We start from the raw sequence: 15,190 nt of genomic DNA, 5'->3' as shown, positions 1-15,190 counted from the left end.
ATGTGTATACTAACCCGCCAGATTTCAAGTCAGGAAGATTCCATGTCCGTCGCTCATGTCGCCCTGCCCGTTCCGCTGCCCCGCACCTTTGACTATTTGTTGCCTGAAGGCATCCCGGTCAAGGCGGGCTGTCGCGTACGCGTGCCGTTCGGCAAACAGGAGCGGATCGGTATCGTGGTGTCGGTCAGCGAGCGTAGCGAACTCCCGCTTGCCGAACTCAAACCGGTCGCCGAAGCGCTGGATAGCGAACCGGTATTCTCCTCTACCGTCTGGCGCATGCTGCTATGGGCCGCGGATTACTATCATCATCCCATCGGCGATGTGCTGTTCCACGCGCTGCCGATTATGCTGCGCCAGGGCAAACCGGCCAGCGCCGCGCCAATGTGGTACTGGTTTGCGACGGAACAGGGACAAGCGCTGGATATCAATAGCCTTAAACGCTCGCCGAAGCAGCAGCAGGCGCTGGCGGCGCTGCGCCAGGGCAAAATCTGGCGCTATCAGGTCGCAGAGCTTGAATTCAATGACGCGGCGCTACAGGCGCTGCGCGGCAAAGGGCTGGCGGAATTGGCCAGCGAATCCCCAGCCATTAGCGATTGGCGGGCCAGCTTCGCGGTGCCCGGCGAACGGCTGCGTCTGAATACCGAGCAGGCGACCGCCGTCGGGGCAATTCATAGCGCCTCGGACCGTTTTTCCGCCTGGCTGCTGGCGGGTATTACCGGCTCAGGGAAAACGGAAGTCTATCTTAGCGTACTGGAGAACGTGCTGGCGCAGGGTCGACAGGCGCTGGTGATGGTACCGGAAATCGGCCTGACGCCGCAGACCATCGCCCGCTTCCGCCAGCGTTTTAACGCCCCGGTGGAGGTGCTGCATTCGGGTCTGAACGACAGCGAGCGCCTCGCATCATGGCTAAAGGCGAAAAATGGCGAAGCGGCGATCGTTATCGGTACCCGCTCGTCGCTGTTTACGCCGTTTAAAGACCTCGGCGTTATTGTCATCGACGAAGAACACGATAGCTCCTATAAACAGCAGGAAGGCTGGCGTTATCACGCTCGCGACCTGGCGGTATGGCGCGCCCACAGCGAACAGATCCCGATTATCCTCGGCTCGGCGACCCCGGCGCTGGAGACGCTCTACAACGTGCGCCAGCGTAAGTACCGTGAGTTAAAGCTGACCAAACGCGCGGGCAACGCCCGCCCGGCGCAGCAGCACGTGCTCGATTTAAAGGGCCAACAGCTACAGGCGGGGCTTTCGCCTGCGCTGATTAATCGCATGCGCCAGCATCTGCAGGCCGACAATCAGGTGATCCTGTTTTTGAACCGCCGCGGTTTCGCCCCGGCGCTGCTGTGCCACGACTGCGGCTGGATAGCGGAGTGCCCGCGCTGCGATAGTTACTACACCCTGCATCAAGCGCAACACCATCTGCGCTGCCACCACTGCGACAGCCAGCGCCCCATTCCGCGCCAATGTCCTTCCTGCGGGTCGACGCACCTGGTGCCAGTTGGTCTGGGGACCGAACAGCTGGAGCAAGCGCTGGCGCCGATGTTTCCTGATGTACCAATCTCACGCATCGACCGCGATACCACCAGCCGTAAAGGGGCGCTGGAGCAATATCTTGCCGACGTCCATCGCGGCGGCGCGCGCATTCTGATTGGTACCCAAATGCTGGCTAAGGGACATCATTTCCCGGACGTCACCCTGGTGTCGCTGCTGGATGTCGATGGCGCGCTGTTTTCCGCCGACTTCCGCTCGGCGGAGCGTTTTGCCCAGCTCTATACCCAGGTCTCCGGCCGCGCCGGACGCGCGGGCAAACAAGGTGAAGTGATCCTGCAAACCCACCATCCGGAACACCCGCTGCTGCAGACCCTGCTCTATAAAGGCTACGATGCGTTTGCCGAGCAGGCGCTGGCGGAGCGGCAAACCATGCAGCTACCGCCGTGGACCAGCCACGTTCTGATCCGCGCCGAAGACCATAATAACCAGCAGGCGCCGCTGTTTTTACAGCAGCTACGTAACCTGCTGCAGGCCAGTCCGCTGGCTGATGATAAACTGTGGGTACTCGGCCCGGTTCCCGCGCTGGCGCCGAAGCGCGGCGGGCGCTGGCGCTGGCAAATTCTACTCCAGCACCCTTCCCGCATACGTCTAAAGCATATCGTCAGCGGTACGCTGGCGTTGATAAACACCCTGCCGGAAGCGCGTAAAGTGAAGTGGGTACTGGATGTCGATCCTATTGAAGGCTAACGCTTCTCTTGCGAGGCGGATCGAAAAATTCAACAACCGTCACGTTTTTCATGAAAATTCTGTAACTCTCAGGCTGTACTATCTGTTAAAAATGTTGCTGATGTCAGCACGCAAGGGATGTGTCTGCGCAGTCAGCGAGGAGAAACCAGGTGAAGCCCAAAAAACAAATGGTTGCCGCCACCATGAAAGACGTCGCCCTGAAGGCAAACGTTTCAACGGCAACCGTATCCCGTGCGCTAATGAATCCCGACAAAGTGTCGCAGGCAACCCGTAGTCGGGTGGAGCAGGCGGCGCAGGAAGTCGGCTATTTACCGCAGTCGCTCGGGCGTAACATGAAACGCAATGAGTCGCGGACGATCCTTGTGATCGTGCCAGATATTTGCGATCCCTTCTTCAGTGAGGTGATTCGCGGTATTGAAGTGACTGCCGCCGACGAAGGCTATCTGGTGCTGATCGGCGATTGCGCCCATCAGAATCAGAAAGAAAAAACCTTTATTGATCTCATTATCACCAAACAAATTGACGGTATGGTGCTGCTGAGCTCGCGCCTGCCGTTCGACGCCAGCGTCGAAGAGCAGCGTAATTTGCCGCCGATGGTCATGTCGAACGAGTTCGCGCCGGAGCTGGAGCTCCCTACCGTGCATATCGATAACCTGACCGCCGCGTTTAATGCCGTCAATTATCTCCACGAACTGGGGCATCAACGTATCGGTTGTATCGCCGGGCCGGAGGATATGCCGCTGTGCCATTACCGGCTGCAGGGATACGTTCAGGCGCTGCGCCGCAGCGGTATCACCGTCGATCCGCACTACATCGCCCGCGGCAACTTTACCTTTGAAGCCGGTGCTAACGCGCTGGAGCAACTGCTGGCGCAGCCGGTGCCGCCGACCGCGGTCTTTTGCCATAGCGACGTCATGGCGCTGGGCGCGTTGTCGCTGGCCAAACGCCGCGGCCTGAGGGTGCCGGAGGATTTATCGATTGTTGGGTTTGATAACATCGCGTTGTCTGAATTTTGCGATCCGCCGTTAACCACCGTTTCACAGCCGCGTTTTGATATCGGCCGTGAAGGAATGCTGCTTTTACTCGAGCAAATGCAGGGCCGTAACGTCAACAGCGGCTCGCGTCTGCTCGATTGCGAACTGATCGTTCGCGGCAGTACGCAAAAAATCAGACGATAACCATCAGGCTTTCGGGCCTGCTCTTCTGGTCAAAGGCCCGCCGCTTAAGTAACATGGCGGGCTGACGAACGAATATAAGACAGCGAAACGATAGTGGCACAACGAGATTATGTACGCCGCAGCCAACCGGCTCCTTCGCGGCGCAAAAAGAGCAGCCCCCGAAGCTCAAGGAACAAGCAAAGTAGCCTTCCGGCGATTTCACCGACTATGGTTGCGATCGCGGCGGCCGTGCTGGTGGCCTTTATCGGTGGTCTGTATTTCATTACCCATCACAAGAAAGAAGAAGCGGAAGCGCTGCAAAACCGCCAGGCGGCAGGCAACGGTCTTCCGCCGAAGCCGGAAGAGCGCTGGCGCTATATTAAAGAGCTGGAAAGCCGCCAGCCGGGCGTTCGCGCGCCTACCGAGCCGACCGCCGGCGGCGAAGTGATGAAACCCGAGCAGCTAACCGACGAGCAGCGCCAACTGTTGGCGCAGATGCAGGCGGATATGCGTCAGCAGCCCACGCAGCTGACCGAAGTGCCGTGGAACGAACAAACGCCGGCGCAGCGTCAGCAGACGCTGCAGCGTCAACGTCTGGCACAACAACAGCAGCAGGCGCAGCAGCAACAGTGGGCGCAGACTCAGCAGCAGACCACGCAGCAACAGCCGCGCGTCCAGCAGCCGAAGCCGGTGCAGCAACAGCAACCGAAGCAAACCGCGTCTAACCAGCAGCCGTATCAGGATCTGCTGCAGACGCCGGCGCGTAACACCACCACGCAGCCGAAAACCCAGGCCGCCGCGCCGGTCGCCCGCGTGGAAGAAGCGCCGAAAGCCGCAGCCGCCGAGAAGAAAGACGATCGCAGCTGGATGGTTCAGTGTGGTTCCTTTAAAGGCGCCGAGCAGGCCGAAACCGTGCGCGCTCAGTTAGCCTTTGAGGGCTTTGCTTCGCACATCACCACCAATAACGGCTGGAATCGGGTGGTGATTGGGCCGCTGAAAGGCAAAGAGAACGCCAACGATATGATCAACCGTCTCAAGATGGCCGGACACGCAAACTGCATCCGTCTCGCCGCCAGGGGTTGAAACCCCAAAAATCCCCCCCATCTATAATTGCATTCTGCCCCGCGTAACGCGCGGGGCCCCTATTCCGCTTTTGCAACCAAGGGGTCTGCTCGTGACAACAATAGTTAGTGTTCGCCGTAACGGCCATGTCGTTATCGCCGGTGATGGCCAGGCCACGCTGGGCAACACCGTGATGAAAGGCAACGTGAAGAAAGTGCGTCGTCTGTACAACGACAAAGTGATCGCTGGTTTCGCTGGCGGCACCGCTGACGCCTTCACCCTGTTCGAACTTTTCGAACGTAAGCTGGAGATGCATCAGGGCCATCTGGTGAAAGCCGCCGTTGAGCTGGCGAAAGACTGGCGTACCGACCGCATGCTGCGCAAGCTGGAAGCGCTGCTCGCCGTCGCTGACGAAAACGCGTCGCTTATCATCACCGGTAACGGTGACGTGGTTCAGCCAGAAAACGATTTGATTGCGATTGGCTCCGGCGGGCCATATGCCCAGGCCGCCGCTCGCGCGCTGCTGGAAAACACCGAAATGGGCGCTCGCGACATCGCCGAGAAAGCGTTGGATATTGCAGGGGATATCTGCATCTATACCAACCACTTCCACACCATCGAAGAATTACCTTCTAAAGCGTAAGGATCTCCCATGTCTGAAATGACCCCACGCGAAATTGTCAGCGAACTGGACAAACATATTATCGGCCAGGACGCAGCCAAGCGTTCTGTTGCTATCGCCCTGCGTAACCGCTGGCGCCGTATGCAGCTTAATGAAGAGCTGCGTCATGAAGTCACACCGAAAAACATTCTGATGATTGGCCCGACCGGCGTCGGTAAAACCGAAATCGCCCGTCGTCTGGCGAAACTGGCCAACGCGCCGTTCATCAAAGTTGAAGCGACCAAGTTCACCGAAGTGGGCTATGTTGGTAAAGAAGTGGACTCTATCATCCGCGATCTGACCGACGCCGCGATCAAAATGGTGCGCATGCAGTCCATCGATAAAAACCGCTATCGCGCCGAAGAAATGGCCGAAGAGCGTATCCTCGACGTGCTGATCCCGCCGGCGAAAAACAACTGGGGCCAGGCTGAACAGCCGCAGGAGCCTTCAGCTGCGCGTCAGGCATTCCGCAAGAAATTGCGCGAAGGCCAGCTTGACGACAAAGAGATCGAAATCGACCTCGCCGCAGCGCCAATGGGCGTTGAAATCATGTCCCCTCCGGGCATGGAAGAGATGACCAGCCAGCTGCAGTCCATGTTCCAGAACCTGGGCGGCCAGAAACAGAAACCGCGTAAGCTGAAAATCAAAGACGCGATGAAGCTGCTTATCGAAGAAGAAGCAGCGAAGCTGGTGAACCCGGAAGAGCTGAAGCAAGAAGCTATCGACGCCGTTGAACAGCACGGTATCGTGTTTATCGACGAAATCGACAAAATCTGTAAGCGCGGCGGCAACTCCTCCGGCCCGGATGTGTCTCGTGAAGGCGTTCAGCGCGACCTGCTGCCGCTGGTGGAAGGCTGCACCGTCTCCACTAAACACGGGATGGTGAAAACCGATCACATTCTGTTTATCGCCTCCGGCGCGTTCCAGGTCGCCAGCCCATCCGATCTGATCCCGGAACTGCAGGGCCGTCTGCCGATCCGCGTTGAGCTGAAAGCGCTGACCACCCATGATTTCGAACGTATTCTGACCGAGCCGAATGCTTCCATCACCGTGCAGTACAAAGCGCTGATGGCCACCGAAGGCGTGAATATCGAATTCACCGAAGATGGTATCAAGCGTATCGCTCAGGCCGCATGGCAGGTTAACGAAACCACCGAAAACATCGGCGCGCGTCGCCTGCACACGGTGCTGGAACGTCTGATCGAAGATATCTCTTATGATGCCAGCGAAATGAACGGCCAGACGGTGACCATCGACGGTGATTATGTCGGTAAACACCTGGATGTTCTGGTGGCAGATGAAGATCTGAGCCGTTTTATCCTATAATCCGGTTCAATGCATTTTCATCACACACGATGGGGCTATGATAGCCCCATTTTTTTGGCTGAAAGAAATGACTGAACAACCGATAACACGCACCAGGGCCTGGCTTGAAAGCCTGCGTCCCAAAACATTACCTCTGGCGTTCGCCGCTATCGTCGTCGGCACCGCGTTGGCGTGGCAGCAAGGCCACTTCGATCCGCTGGTCGCGCTGCTGGCGCTCATCACCGCCGGTTTGCTGCAAATTTTATCTAATCTCGCCAATGATTATGGCGACGCCGTTAAAGGCAGCGATAAACCTGACCGTATTGGGCCGCTGCGCGGAATGCAAAAAGGCGCCATCACCCAAGCGCAGATGAAACGCGCGCTGATCGTAACGGTAGCGCTGATTTGCCTTTCCGGCCTGGCGTTGCTGTTCTCCGCCTGGCAGACAATGGCGGACTTCATCGGCTTTATGGTGCTCGGCGGGTTGTCGATTATTGCGGCTATCACTTATACCGTTGGCACGCGTCCTTACGGCTATATTGGCCTTGGCGATATCTCGGTGCTGGTTTTCTTCGGCTGGCTGAGCGTCGTCGGCAGTTGGTATCTGCAGGCGCACAGCATCGACGCGGTTATTTTCCTGCCCGCTACCGCCTGTGGCCTGCTGGCCGCCGCGGTGCTGAATATCAATAACCTGCGCGATATCGATAGCGACCGTTCGAACGGTAAAAATACGTTGGCGGTCCGTCTGGGGCCAATTAACGCTCGCCGTTATCACAGCCTCCTGCTGTTCGGCGCTCCACTGTGCCTGGCGCTGTTTAACCTGCTGGCGCTGCGCAGCCTGTGGGGCTGGCTGTTTATTCTCGCCATTCCGCTACTGGTGAAACAGGCGCGTTTCGTCATGCGTGAGCGCGAACCGGTGGCGATGCGTCCGATGCTCGAACGCACGGTCAAAGCGGCATTATTAACCAACCTGCTGTTTGTCATCGGGATTATCGGCAGTAAGCTGGCGGCATAACTGACAAATATCAATTAACAATTGATGATTTTGCAAACAATGCAGTTCACGGGATATACTAAAAATTCTCGCAGCAACTGAACGTTAAGCCTATGAAATACGATACTTCCGAGCTTTGCGACATCTACCAGGAAGATGTCAATGTCGTGGAACCGCTGTTTTCCAACTTTGGAGGGCGGTCGTCGTTTGGTGGACAGATCATTACGGTAAAATGTTTCGAGGATAACGGGTTGCTCTACGATCTGCTCGAGCAGAATGGCCGTGGTCATATTCTCCTCATCGACGGCGGCGGTTCCGTGCGACGCGCGTTAATTGACGCAGACCTGGCGCGTCTGGCGGTACAAAACGAATGGGAAGGGCTGGTGGTCTATGGCGCGGTGCGCCAGGTTGACGACCTGGAAGATTTAGATATCGGTATCCAGGCATTAGCCGCCATTCCAGTGGCCGCTGCAGGGGAAGGTATCGGCGAAAGCGACGTGCGCGTCAATTTCGGCGGCGTCACCTTCTTCTCCGGCGATCATCTGTATGCCGACAATACCGGTATCATCCTTTCCGAGGATGCGCTGGATATCGAATAGCACTAGCATTGAAAGGCAGGCGCAGCCTGCCTTTTCTTTATAACCAGGATGGTTAATCGCTCACACAAGTGCAAAGGAGTGCATGACTTGCGTGAAATACTCTATTTCCTCAGCTTTATTTCGATACCATGGCTACTATATCGAGGATTTCGCATCCTGATTTTAGCCCAACCGCCCTATGTCCTTGCTGCGTCATTACGCTTAGGAGCAGCTTTCGTTATATTTATCGGTGCGGTATCTCTTCCACGTAACGCAGCGACCTTTGAAAAGGAATACAAAGAAATCGTTGGCTATCCATCGACCCAAGTAACACTGCAATTTGCAACGCTGGACAACTCGCAAAAACAACAAATTTTGCAAGAAATGGCTGATTACTTTTCTGATACAGAAAAAATGCTGAAAGTGACGCAAAAGAAGGCGACAGGAAAAGGCCCAAATTTATGGTATAGAACTCCCGAGAAAAACTACAGAACCTGGCACGATACGATCCCTACGCGCTACCGCTGGCAAGAAAATCGGCTGGAGATAGCCACCGGCAGACCACTTGAAGATGAAGAAATAGATACTTTAGAAGCGGTGTTAAGATTAACAATCGCGCAAGAAAATCATTCTGTTTTTTCTGAGCTGTTAAGCCAATCGCTAGAAAATTATCATTTGCAACGCAAGGTTCAATTTCGCCCTTGAAATCGAAACCCACGCTTGTCGATAACCAGCATACCGAGCATGGCTCGCTCGGTTTTATACGCTACGAAAAAAAAGGCCTTCTCCGTGAGAAGGCCTTTTTGTTATGCCGAGAAACTTAGTACAGTTTCTTCGCGCAATCCATCCAGTCAGACTTGAACGGACGCTTCATATTTTCGATAGCATCGATGATGTCGTGGTGAACCAGCTTCTCGTTCTGGATACCGACACAGCGGCCGCCAAAGCCCTGCAGCAGCAGTTCAATAGCATATGCGCCCATGCGGGAAGCCAGAATACGGTCGTAAGGAACCGGAGAGCCGCCGCGCTGAATGTGACCCAGCACGGTCGCACGAGTTTCACGGCCCGTTTCTTTCTCAATGAAGCTAGCCAGTTCGTCAACGTCGCACATGTGCTCGGTGATGGCCACGATCGCGTGTTTCTTACCTTTTGCGATGCCGGCTTTGATTTCAGCCACCAGATCGTCGCGGGTATATTCTACTTCCGGCACCATGATGAACTCACAGCCGCCGGCAATCGCCGCCGCCAGCGTCAGATCGCCACAGTAGCGGCCCATCACTTCCACCACAGAGATACGCTGGTGCGAAGAGGAGGTGTCACGCAGGCGGTCAATAGCTTCAACAACGGTGCTCAGCGCGGTAAAGAAACCGATAGTGTAGTCAGTACCTTTGATGTCGTTGTCGATGGTGCCCGGCAGGCCGATGCAAGGGAAACCCATCTCAGTCAGACGCATCGCACCCATATAGGAACCGTCGCCGCCGATAACAACCAGCGCGTCCAGGCCGCGCTTTTTCATATTTTCAATGGCGACTGCGCGAATATGCTCTTCGCGGAATTCCGGGAAGCGAGCGGAGCCGAGGAAGGTACCGCCACGGTTGATCATGTCTGACACGCTGTAACGGTCAAGCTGAACCATACGATCTTCATACAGGCCGAGGTAACCGTCATAGATTCCAAAAACTTCCAGACCTTCCGTTAATGCCGCGCGCACAACGCCGCGAATTGCTGCGTTCATGCCCGGCGCATCACCGCCACTTGTCAACACACCGATTTTCTTAATCATGACTACCTCTGAACTTAGGAAGCAAAAAATAATCCTGTTGCCTGAAGCGCTCCCATACCAGGAGTGCACGACGATAATTGCAATAGTATATCAAACGCTTCTGGCTGAATTGATTCAGGTCAGACCAAATGGCGGTAATTTATACAAAAAATGCCTACCCGCCCCACATTTTTACATCGAGTTTACAGACTATAACCGAAAGCTCAAAAAACGCCCTGCTGCGCCGGCGGCACCACAGAACAGGGATCCTGATGGATAATCACATCCGATCCCGGGAAACGGCGCAAAATAGCCTGCTCCACCTGGTCGGCGATCACGTGCGCCTGCACCAGCGGGAGGTTATCTTCCATTTCCAAATGTATTTGAATAAAGCGAGTCGGCCCTGACTGCCGCGTTCGTAGATCGTGCGCGCCGCTGACGCCGGGCCAGTTGTTCACGATACTGATGATTTCCTGACGTTCCTCATCCGGAAGCGCGCGGTCTAATAACGATTGCACCGCGTCGTAACCCATACGCAGCGCGCTATATAAAATATAGATGCCAATCCCTAATGCAAACAGCGCATCGGCACGGTGCCAGCCGTACCAGGAGAGGCCGAGGGCGATAAGAATAGCGCCGTTCATCATAACATCAGACTGATAATGAAGCATATCCGCGCGCACGGCCTGGCTCTGGGTTTTTCTGACCACCCAGCGCTGAAAGGTCACCAGCATCAGGGTGCTTATCAAGGCGATCAGCGTCACCACCATCCCGACGCCTGCCGCCTGCATCGGTTCAGGGCGAATCAGATGCTGGATCCCGGTCAGGAACAGAAACAATGCCGAACCGGAGATAAACATGCTCTGCGCCAGCGCCGCCAGCGATTCCGCTTTCCCATGGCCAAAAGTATGTTCTTCATCAGCGGGTTGTAGCGAGTAACGCACCACCAGCAGGTTGGTCAGCGAGGCGGCAATATCCACCAGTGAATCCACCAGCGCCGCCAGAATACTCACCGAACCGGTATACCACCACGCAAAAATTTTGATCAAAAGTAACACGGAGGCCATCGCCGTCGCGGCAATAGCCGCGCGACTTACCAGCCGCCCATAAGATTGATTCATAAACGCTCCTTTTCCGGCGATGCGCTTAGTATAACCTGAACTTTTACCCGGAAGATGAACGGGCATGCGGCGGCTGAGGCGAAAAAAAGACAAAAAAAACCCCCACATCATGTGGGGGAAGACAGGGATGGTGTCTATGGCAAGGAAAACAGGGTTTGTTACTTGGGTTGCACGGTACTGCTACTACTGGAAAGCATCATGGCTGAGCCTTTCTGCATCCTTGCAACCTCACGCAACTGATCCATACGCTGCTGGTGCTTAGCATTTAAAACCGCTTGCTGCTCAGGGGTTAGCAGGTGGTACATCTGGTTGCGGACTTTCGCCATTTCTACCTGGCGGGCAACCTGTTCCTGCGCCATCTTTTCTGCCTGAGCGCGCACAGCGCTTTCATCAAATTTATCTGCGGTGACAAGGCTATGCATTGTCTCCAGTTCGCTAACATTAACAGGGAGCCGGTCATGGCGCGCCCGATGCATAAGATCCCGTAACTGCTGTCGTTGCTGTTCGGTTAGACTTATGCCGTCAAACATATGGCTCTGGCCGCTGCGCTGGGCTCCTTCTTCACCGTGGAGCCAGTTAACGCCGGTAACGACTTCAGCGGCTTGGCTAGTAGCACTTAGCGCCAGCGTTGAGGCCATGACGGCAGCGATAACATTGCGCATCACATACTCCCAAAACGTTTGTGTCGCGATTCAACGAGAGACAGTTTACGATTCAGGCTGCAAACATGCGTCAGGGGGTGTAAAACAACGTAAAGTCATGGATTAGCGAGCCTTGATGACGTAATTTCTGCCTCGGAGGTATTTAAACAATGAATAAAATCCTGTTAGTTGATGATGACCGGGAGCTCACCTCCCTGTTAAAAGAGCTGCTCGATATGGAAGGTTTTAATGTGCTCGTTGCCCATGACGGTGAACAGGCGCTGGCGCTTCTTGACGACAGCATTGATCTCCTTTTGCTTGATGTGATGATGCCGAAGAAAAACGGTATCGACACGCTTAAAGAATTACGTCAGACACACCAGACCCCGGTTATCATGCTAACGGCGCGCGGAAGCGAGCTGGATCGCGTTCTCGGCCTCGAACTCGGGGCGGATGACTATTTGCCTAAGCCGTTTAACGATCGCGAGCTGGTGGCGCGTATACGCGCGATTCTGCGTCGTTCTCACTGGAGCGAGCAGCAGCAGACCACCGAATCCGGTTCTCCGACCCTGGAAGTGGATGCGTTAAGCCTCAATCCGGGCCGTCAGGAGGCCAATTTTGATGGGCAAACGCTGGAGCTGACCGGCACCGAGTTCACTCTGCTGTATCTGCTGGCGCAGCATCTTGGTCAGGTGGTGTCACGTGAACACTTAAGCCAGGAAGTGCTGGGCAAGCGGCTGACGCCGTTCGACCGCGCTATCGATATGCATATTTCCAACCTGCGGCGTAAGCTGCCGGAGCGCAAAGACGGCCATCCGTGGTTTAAAACATTGCGCGGACGCGGCTATCTGATGGTTTCTGCTTCATGATTGGAAGTTTAACCGCACGCATCTTCGCCATCTTCTGGCTCACGCTGGCGCTGGTGTTGATGCTGGTACTGATGTTGCCCAAGCTGGACTCGCGCCAGATGACCGAGCTGCTGGAAAGCGAGCAACGTCAGGGCATCATGATTGAGCAACACGTCGAGGCCGAACTGGCGAACGACCCACCTAACGACCTGATGTGGTGGCGACGCCTTTTTCGCGCCATCGATAAGTGGGCGCCGCCGGGGCAGCGGCTGTTGTTGGTCACCAGCGAAGGTCGCGTGATCGGCGCAGAACGCAACGAAATGCAGATCATTCGTAACTTTATCGGCCAGGCCGATAACGCCGATCATCCGCAGAAGAAGCGTTACGGACGCCTGGAGATGGTCGGGCCGTTTTCCGTCAGGGATGGTGAAGATAATTATCAACTTTATCTCATCCGCCCTGCCAGCACTTCACAATCCGACTTCATCAACCTGCTGTTTGACCGTCCGCTATTACTGCTTATCGTGACGATGCTGGTCAGCGCCCCGCTGCTGCTATGGCTGGCGTGGAGCCTGGCGAAACCGGCGCGCAAGCTGAAAAACGCCGCCGATGAAGTGGCCCAGGGTAACCTGCGGCAGCATCCGGAGCTGGAAGCCGGTCCGCAGGAGTTTCTGGCCGCCGGGGCCAGCTTTAACCAGATGGTGACCGCGCTTGAGCGAATGATGACCAGCCAGCAGCGGCTGCTGTCGGATATCTCGCACGAGCTACGCACGCCGTTAACCCGTCTGCAGTTAGGCACCGCGCTGCTGCGCCGCCGCAGCGGTGAAAGCAAAGAGCTGGAGCGGATCGAAACCGAAGCGCATCGGCTGGACAGCATGATCAACGACCTGCTGGTGATGTCGCGTAATCAGGCGAAAAACGCGCTGGTCAGCGAGACGGTGAAAGCGAATCAGCTGTGGGGCGAAGTGCTGGACAACGCGGCATTTGAAGCCGAGCAGATGGGGAAATCCTTTACCGTTGAGTATCCGCCGGGCCCCTGGCCGCTGTACGGTAACCCCAATGCGCTGGAAAGCGCGCTGGAAAATATCGTGCGCAACGCGCTGCGCTACTCGCACACGAAAATTTCGGTCAGCTTCTCGGTGGATAAAGACGGAATCACGGTCAACGTCGATGATGACGGCCCGGGCGTCAGCCCGGAAGATCGCGAACAGATTTTCCGTCCGTTCTATCGTACCGACGAAGCTCGCGATCGCGAGTCCGGCGGCACCGGTCTGGGGCTGGCGATTGTCGAAACGGCGATTCAGCAACATCGCGGCTGGGTTAAAGCCGACGATAGCCCGCTGGGTGGTCTGCGTTTAACAATCTGGCTGCCGCTGTATAAACGCACCTGAGCCTGTCCCGGCTTGCGCTACGCTGAGCCGGGCTACGGGTTGCAACGTTCAATATGGGGGAATTATTTCCCCCATAATCTCCGCGAATTATCCTCGATTTGCCCGCTTAAACGCCGCTTCTGCATCGTTCTGCTCCAGCTTACCGACAGGCCCGCCGCCGATAACAGACGGTGATACTGGTCGTCGTCAAACGGCATATGCCAGGCAATTGCTCCGGCCTCATGTACGCTCACATCGCTTAGTCGCGATACCAGCTCCAGCGGCGCATCGCTGGAGACCTGGCCGCCGGCGATAATGCGGTAGAGCCAGCCAACCTTGCCGCTGTTTTGCATCAGTTGCGCCATGTCGCTAATACCGAAATGGTAATTCAGTTTGAAGCAGGGAGAGCGCGGTTGAGTGACCTGAATCAGCGCCTCGCCCCAACGAAAGATATCGCCGATATAGACGTTTTTTTCCGTTAGCCCTTCGGTAGAAAGGTTTTCGCCGAATGCGGGTGCGCAGAACAGATCGGCCTGCTGCGGGAATTCGCGGATCCAGTCGAGATAATGCTCGCGGGGATAGTGGCACAACGCGCGATCCGGCCCGCCGTGAATTTTCTTTTCCGCCTGCTCGTCCCCTTCCAGTCCGAGCTCGCCGAGCCGCAGCTCGCCATCGACCTGGATTTTGCCAATTGCGCTGGGTCGGCTACCGTCGTAGTCCCTGATTTTGCCGACAAAGACATTCACCGGATAATGCATTGCTGCTCTCCTTGCTACGGATATAAAAAAAGCGAGTCATCAGACTCGCTTCTCTCTTAGCACAATGCAACCTTATTTTTTGGCGGCAAAACGCGCTGCTGCTTCGTCCCAGTTAACCACGTCCCAGAAGGCTTTGATGTAGTCCGGGCGACGGTTCTGGAATTTCAGGTAGTAAGCGTGTTCCCACACATCCAGGCCGATAATCGGGAAACCGGAAGCGCCGGAAATGGCTTCGCCCATCAGCGGGGAGTCCTGGTTAGCGGTAGAAACGACGGCCAGTTTGTCGCCTTTCAGCACCAGCCACGCCCAGCCGGAACCAAAGCGGGTTGCTGCCGCTTTTTCGAATTCAGCTTTGAAATTGTCCACGGAACCGAAATCACGCTCGATAGCGGCTTTCAGGTCGCCCTGCAGGGTGGTGCCGGTTTTCAGGCCTTTCCAGAACAGGCTGTGGTTAGCGTGGCCGCCCGCGTTGTTACGCAGTACGGTTTTTTTGTCAGCCGGCAGTTGATCCAGTTTGGTGATCAGCTCTTCCGCGGACAGGTTAGCGAATTCCGGCAGGCTTTCCAGCGCTGCGTTAGCGTTGTTAACGTAGGTCTGGTGATGCTTAGTATGATGGATCTCCATCGTCTGCTTGTCGAAATGCGGTTCCAGAGCATCGTAAGCGTACGGCAGGGATGGCAGTGTATAACTCATAA

Annotated in this window: 15 protein-coding genes; 10 read left to right on the top strand and 5 right to left on the bottom strand. The window is 55.9% G+C overall.

Going from position 1 to position 15,190, the window contains the following annotated elements; translation table 11 throughout:
• Positions 1 to 42: 42 nt before the first annotated feature.
• The 8 genes from priA to PGR23_RS23055 all read left to right on the top strand — a co-directional run bounded on the left by priA (position 43) and on the right by PGR23_RS23055 (position 8,700).
• On the top strand, positions 43 to 2,238 hold the full coding sequence (priA, locus tag PGR23_RS23090) for a primosomal protein N' (protein WP_396280047.1): 2,196 nt from the start codon (positions 43 to 45) through the stop codon (positions 2,236 to 2,238).
• Positions 2,239 to 2,387: 149 nt separating this feature from the next.
• Positions 2,388 to 3,416, top strand: coding sequence for a DNA-binding transcriptional regulator CytR (cytR, locus tag PGR23_RS23085; protein WP_015368928.1), 1,029 nt, complete (start codon positions 2,388 to 2,390; stop codon positions 3,414 to 3,416).
• A 93-nt stretch (positions 3,417 to 3,509) separates the two neighbouring features.
• A complete protein-coding gene (gene ftsN / locus PGR23_RS23080; protein ID WP_315712087.1) occupies positions 3,510 to 4,478 on the top strand; it encodes a cell division protein FtsN in 969 nt (322 codons plus the stop codon).
• A 91-nt stretch (positions 4,479 to 4,569) separates the two neighbouring features.
• Positions 4,570 to 5,100, top strand: coding sequence for an ATP-dependent protease subunit HslV (hslV, locus tag PGR23_RS23075; RefSeq protein WP_015368930.1), 531 nt, complete (start codon positions 4,570 to 4,572; stop codon positions 5,098 to 5,100).
• A gap of 9 nt (positions 5,101 to 5,109) precedes the next feature.
• Positions 5,110 to 6,444: an HslU--HslV peptidase ATPase subunit gene (hslU, locus tag PGR23_RS23070; protein ID WP_045395296.1), complete on the top strand. Its 1,335-nt coding sequence runs from the start codon at positions 5,110 to 5,112 to the stop codon at positions 6,442 to 6,444.
• 67 nt (positions 6,445 to 6,511) lie between these two features.
• A complete protein-coding gene (gene menA, locus PGR23_RS23065) occupies positions 6,512 to 7,438 on the top strand; it encodes a 1,4-dihydroxy-2-naphthoate polyprenyltransferase (RefSeq protein WP_396280122.1) in 927 nt (308 codons plus the stop codon).
• 92 nt (positions 7,439 to 7,530) lie between these two features.
• Positions 7,531 to 8,016: a ribonuclease E activity regulator RraA gene (gene rraA, locus PGR23_RS23060; protein WP_015703948.1), complete on the top strand. Its 486-nt coding sequence runs from the start codon at positions 7,531 to 7,533 to the stop codon at positions 8,014 to 8,016.
• An 87-nt stretch (positions 8,017 to 8,103) separates the two neighbouring features.
• A complete protein-coding gene (locus PGR23_RS23055; protein ID WP_348876280.1) occupies positions 8,104 to 8,700 on the top strand; it encodes a hypothetical protein in 597 nt (198 codons plus the stop codon).
• Between the two features lie 115 nt (positions 8,701 to 8,815).
• On the opposite strand, the gene pfkA is transcribed toward PGR23_RS23055, so the two are convergent.
• The 3 genes from pfkA to cpxP all read right to left on the bottom strand — a co-directional run bounded on the left by pfkA (position 8,816) and on the right by cpxP (position 11,540).
• A complete protein-coding gene (pfkA, locus tag PGR23_RS23050; protein WP_015368934.1) occupies positions 8,816 to 9,778 on the bottom strand; it encodes a 6-phosphofructokinase in 963 nt (320 codons plus the stop codon).
• A gap of 203 nt (positions 9,779 to 9,981) precedes the next feature.
• Positions 9,982 to 10,878, bottom strand: a complete 897-nt coding sequence (gene fieF / locus PGR23_RS23045) for a CDF family cation-efflux transporter FieF (protein WP_396280048.1) — start codon at positions 10,876 to 10,878, stop codon at positions 9,982 to 9,984.
• A 158-nt stretch (positions 10,879 to 11,036) separates the two neighbouring features.
• Positions 11,037 to 11,540 carry a cell-envelope stress modulator CpxP gene (cpxP, locus tag PGR23_RS23040; RefSeq protein ID WP_396280049.1) on the bottom strand — a complete coding sequence of 168 codons (504 nt, stop codon included), beginning with the start codon at positions 11,538 to 11,540 and terminating at the stop codon, positions 11,037 to 11,039.
• Positions 11,541 to 11,689: 149 nt separating this feature from the next.
• Here cpxP and cpxR point away from each other — a divergent pair, with 149 nt between their 5' ends.
• Both cpxR and cpxA read left to right on the top strand, forming a co-directional pair.
• On the top strand, positions 11,690 to 12,388 hold the full coding sequence (gene cpxR / locus PGR23_RS23035) for an envelope stress response regulator transcription factor CpxR (protein WP_015368937.1): 699 nt from the start codon (positions 11,690 to 11,692) through the stop codon (positions 12,386 to 12,388).
• Positions 12,385 to 13,758, top strand: coding sequence for an envelope stress sensor histidine kinase CpxA (gene cpxA, locus PGR23_RS23030; RefSeq protein WP_015368938.1), 1,374 nt, complete (start codon positions 12,385 to 12,387; stop codon positions 13,756 to 13,758). The genes cpxR and cpxA overlap by 4 nt, the downstream gene beginning before the upstream one ends.
• A gap of 62 nt (positions 13,759 to 13,820) precedes the next feature.
• Here cpxA and yiiM read toward each other — a convergent pair whose 3' ends face one another.
• Both yiiM and sodA read right to left on the bottom strand, forming a co-directional pair.
• Complete coding sequence (gene yiiM, locus PGR23_RS23025) at positions 13,821 to 14,495, bottom strand: 6-hydroxyaminopurine reductase (protein WP_396280050.1); 675 nt, start codon at positions 14,493 to 14,495, stop codon at positions 13,821 to 13,823.
• Positions 14,496 to 14,567: 72 nt separating this feature from the next.
• Positions 14,568 to 15,188 (bottom strand): superoxide dismutase [Mn], encoded by a 621-nt coding sequence (gene sodA / locus PGR23_RS23020; RefSeq protein ID WP_015368940.1) that lies wholly within the window; start codon positions 15,186 to 15,188, stop codon positions 14,568 to 14,570.
• Between the last annotated feature and the right edge of the window lie 2 nt (positions 15,189 to 15,190).

The organism is Klebsiella sp. 141162, from assembly GCF_050600755.1.
Classification (GTDB): Bacteria; Pseudomonadota; Gammaproteobacteria; order Enterobacterales; family Enterobacteriaceae; genus Klebsiella; species Klebsiella aerogenes.
This window is presented reverse-complemented; position numbering and strand designations above follow the sequence as displayed.

Coding starts and splice junctions, on each gene's coding strand:
- cpxA (WP_015368938.1), top strand. CDS start 12,385: ATGATTGGAAGTTTAACCGCACGCATCTTCGCCATCTTCTGGCTCACG.
- rraA (WP_015703948.1), top strand. CDS start 7,531: ATGAAATACGATACTTCCGAGCTTTGCGACATCTACCAGGAAGATGTC.
- pfkA (WP_015368934.1), bottom strand. CDS start 9,778: ATGATTAAGAAAATCGGTGTGTTGACAAGTGGCGGTGATGCGCCGGGC.
- cpxR (WP_015368937.1), top strand. CDS start 11,690: ATGAATAAAATCCTGTTAGTTGATGATGACCGGGAGCTCACCTCCCTG.
- menA (WP_396280122.1), top strand. CDS start 6,512: ATGACTGAACAACCGATAACACGCACCAGGGCCTGGCTTGAAAGCCTG.
- sodA (WP_015368940.1), bottom strand. CDS start 15,188: ATGAGTTATACACTGCCATCCCTGCCGTACGCTTACGATGCTCTGGAA.
- fieF (WP_396280048.1), bottom strand. CDS start 10,878: ATGAATCAATCTTATGGGCGGCTGGTAAGTCGCGCGGCTATTGCCGCG.
- cpxP (WP_396280049.1), bottom strand. CDS start 11,540: ATGCGCAATGTTATCGCTGCCGTCATGGCCTCAACGCTGGCGCTAAGT.
- yiiM (WP_396280050.1), bottom strand. CDS start 14,495: ATGCATTATCCGGTGAATGTCTTTGTCGGCAAAATCAGGGACTACGAC.
- priA (WP_396280047.1), top strand. CDS start 43: ATGTCCGTCGCTCATGTCGCCCTGCCCGTTCCGCTGCCCCGCACCTTT.
- hslU (WP_045395296.1), top strand. CDS start 5,110: ATGTCTGAAATGACCCCACGCGAAATTGTCAGCGAACTGGACAAACAT.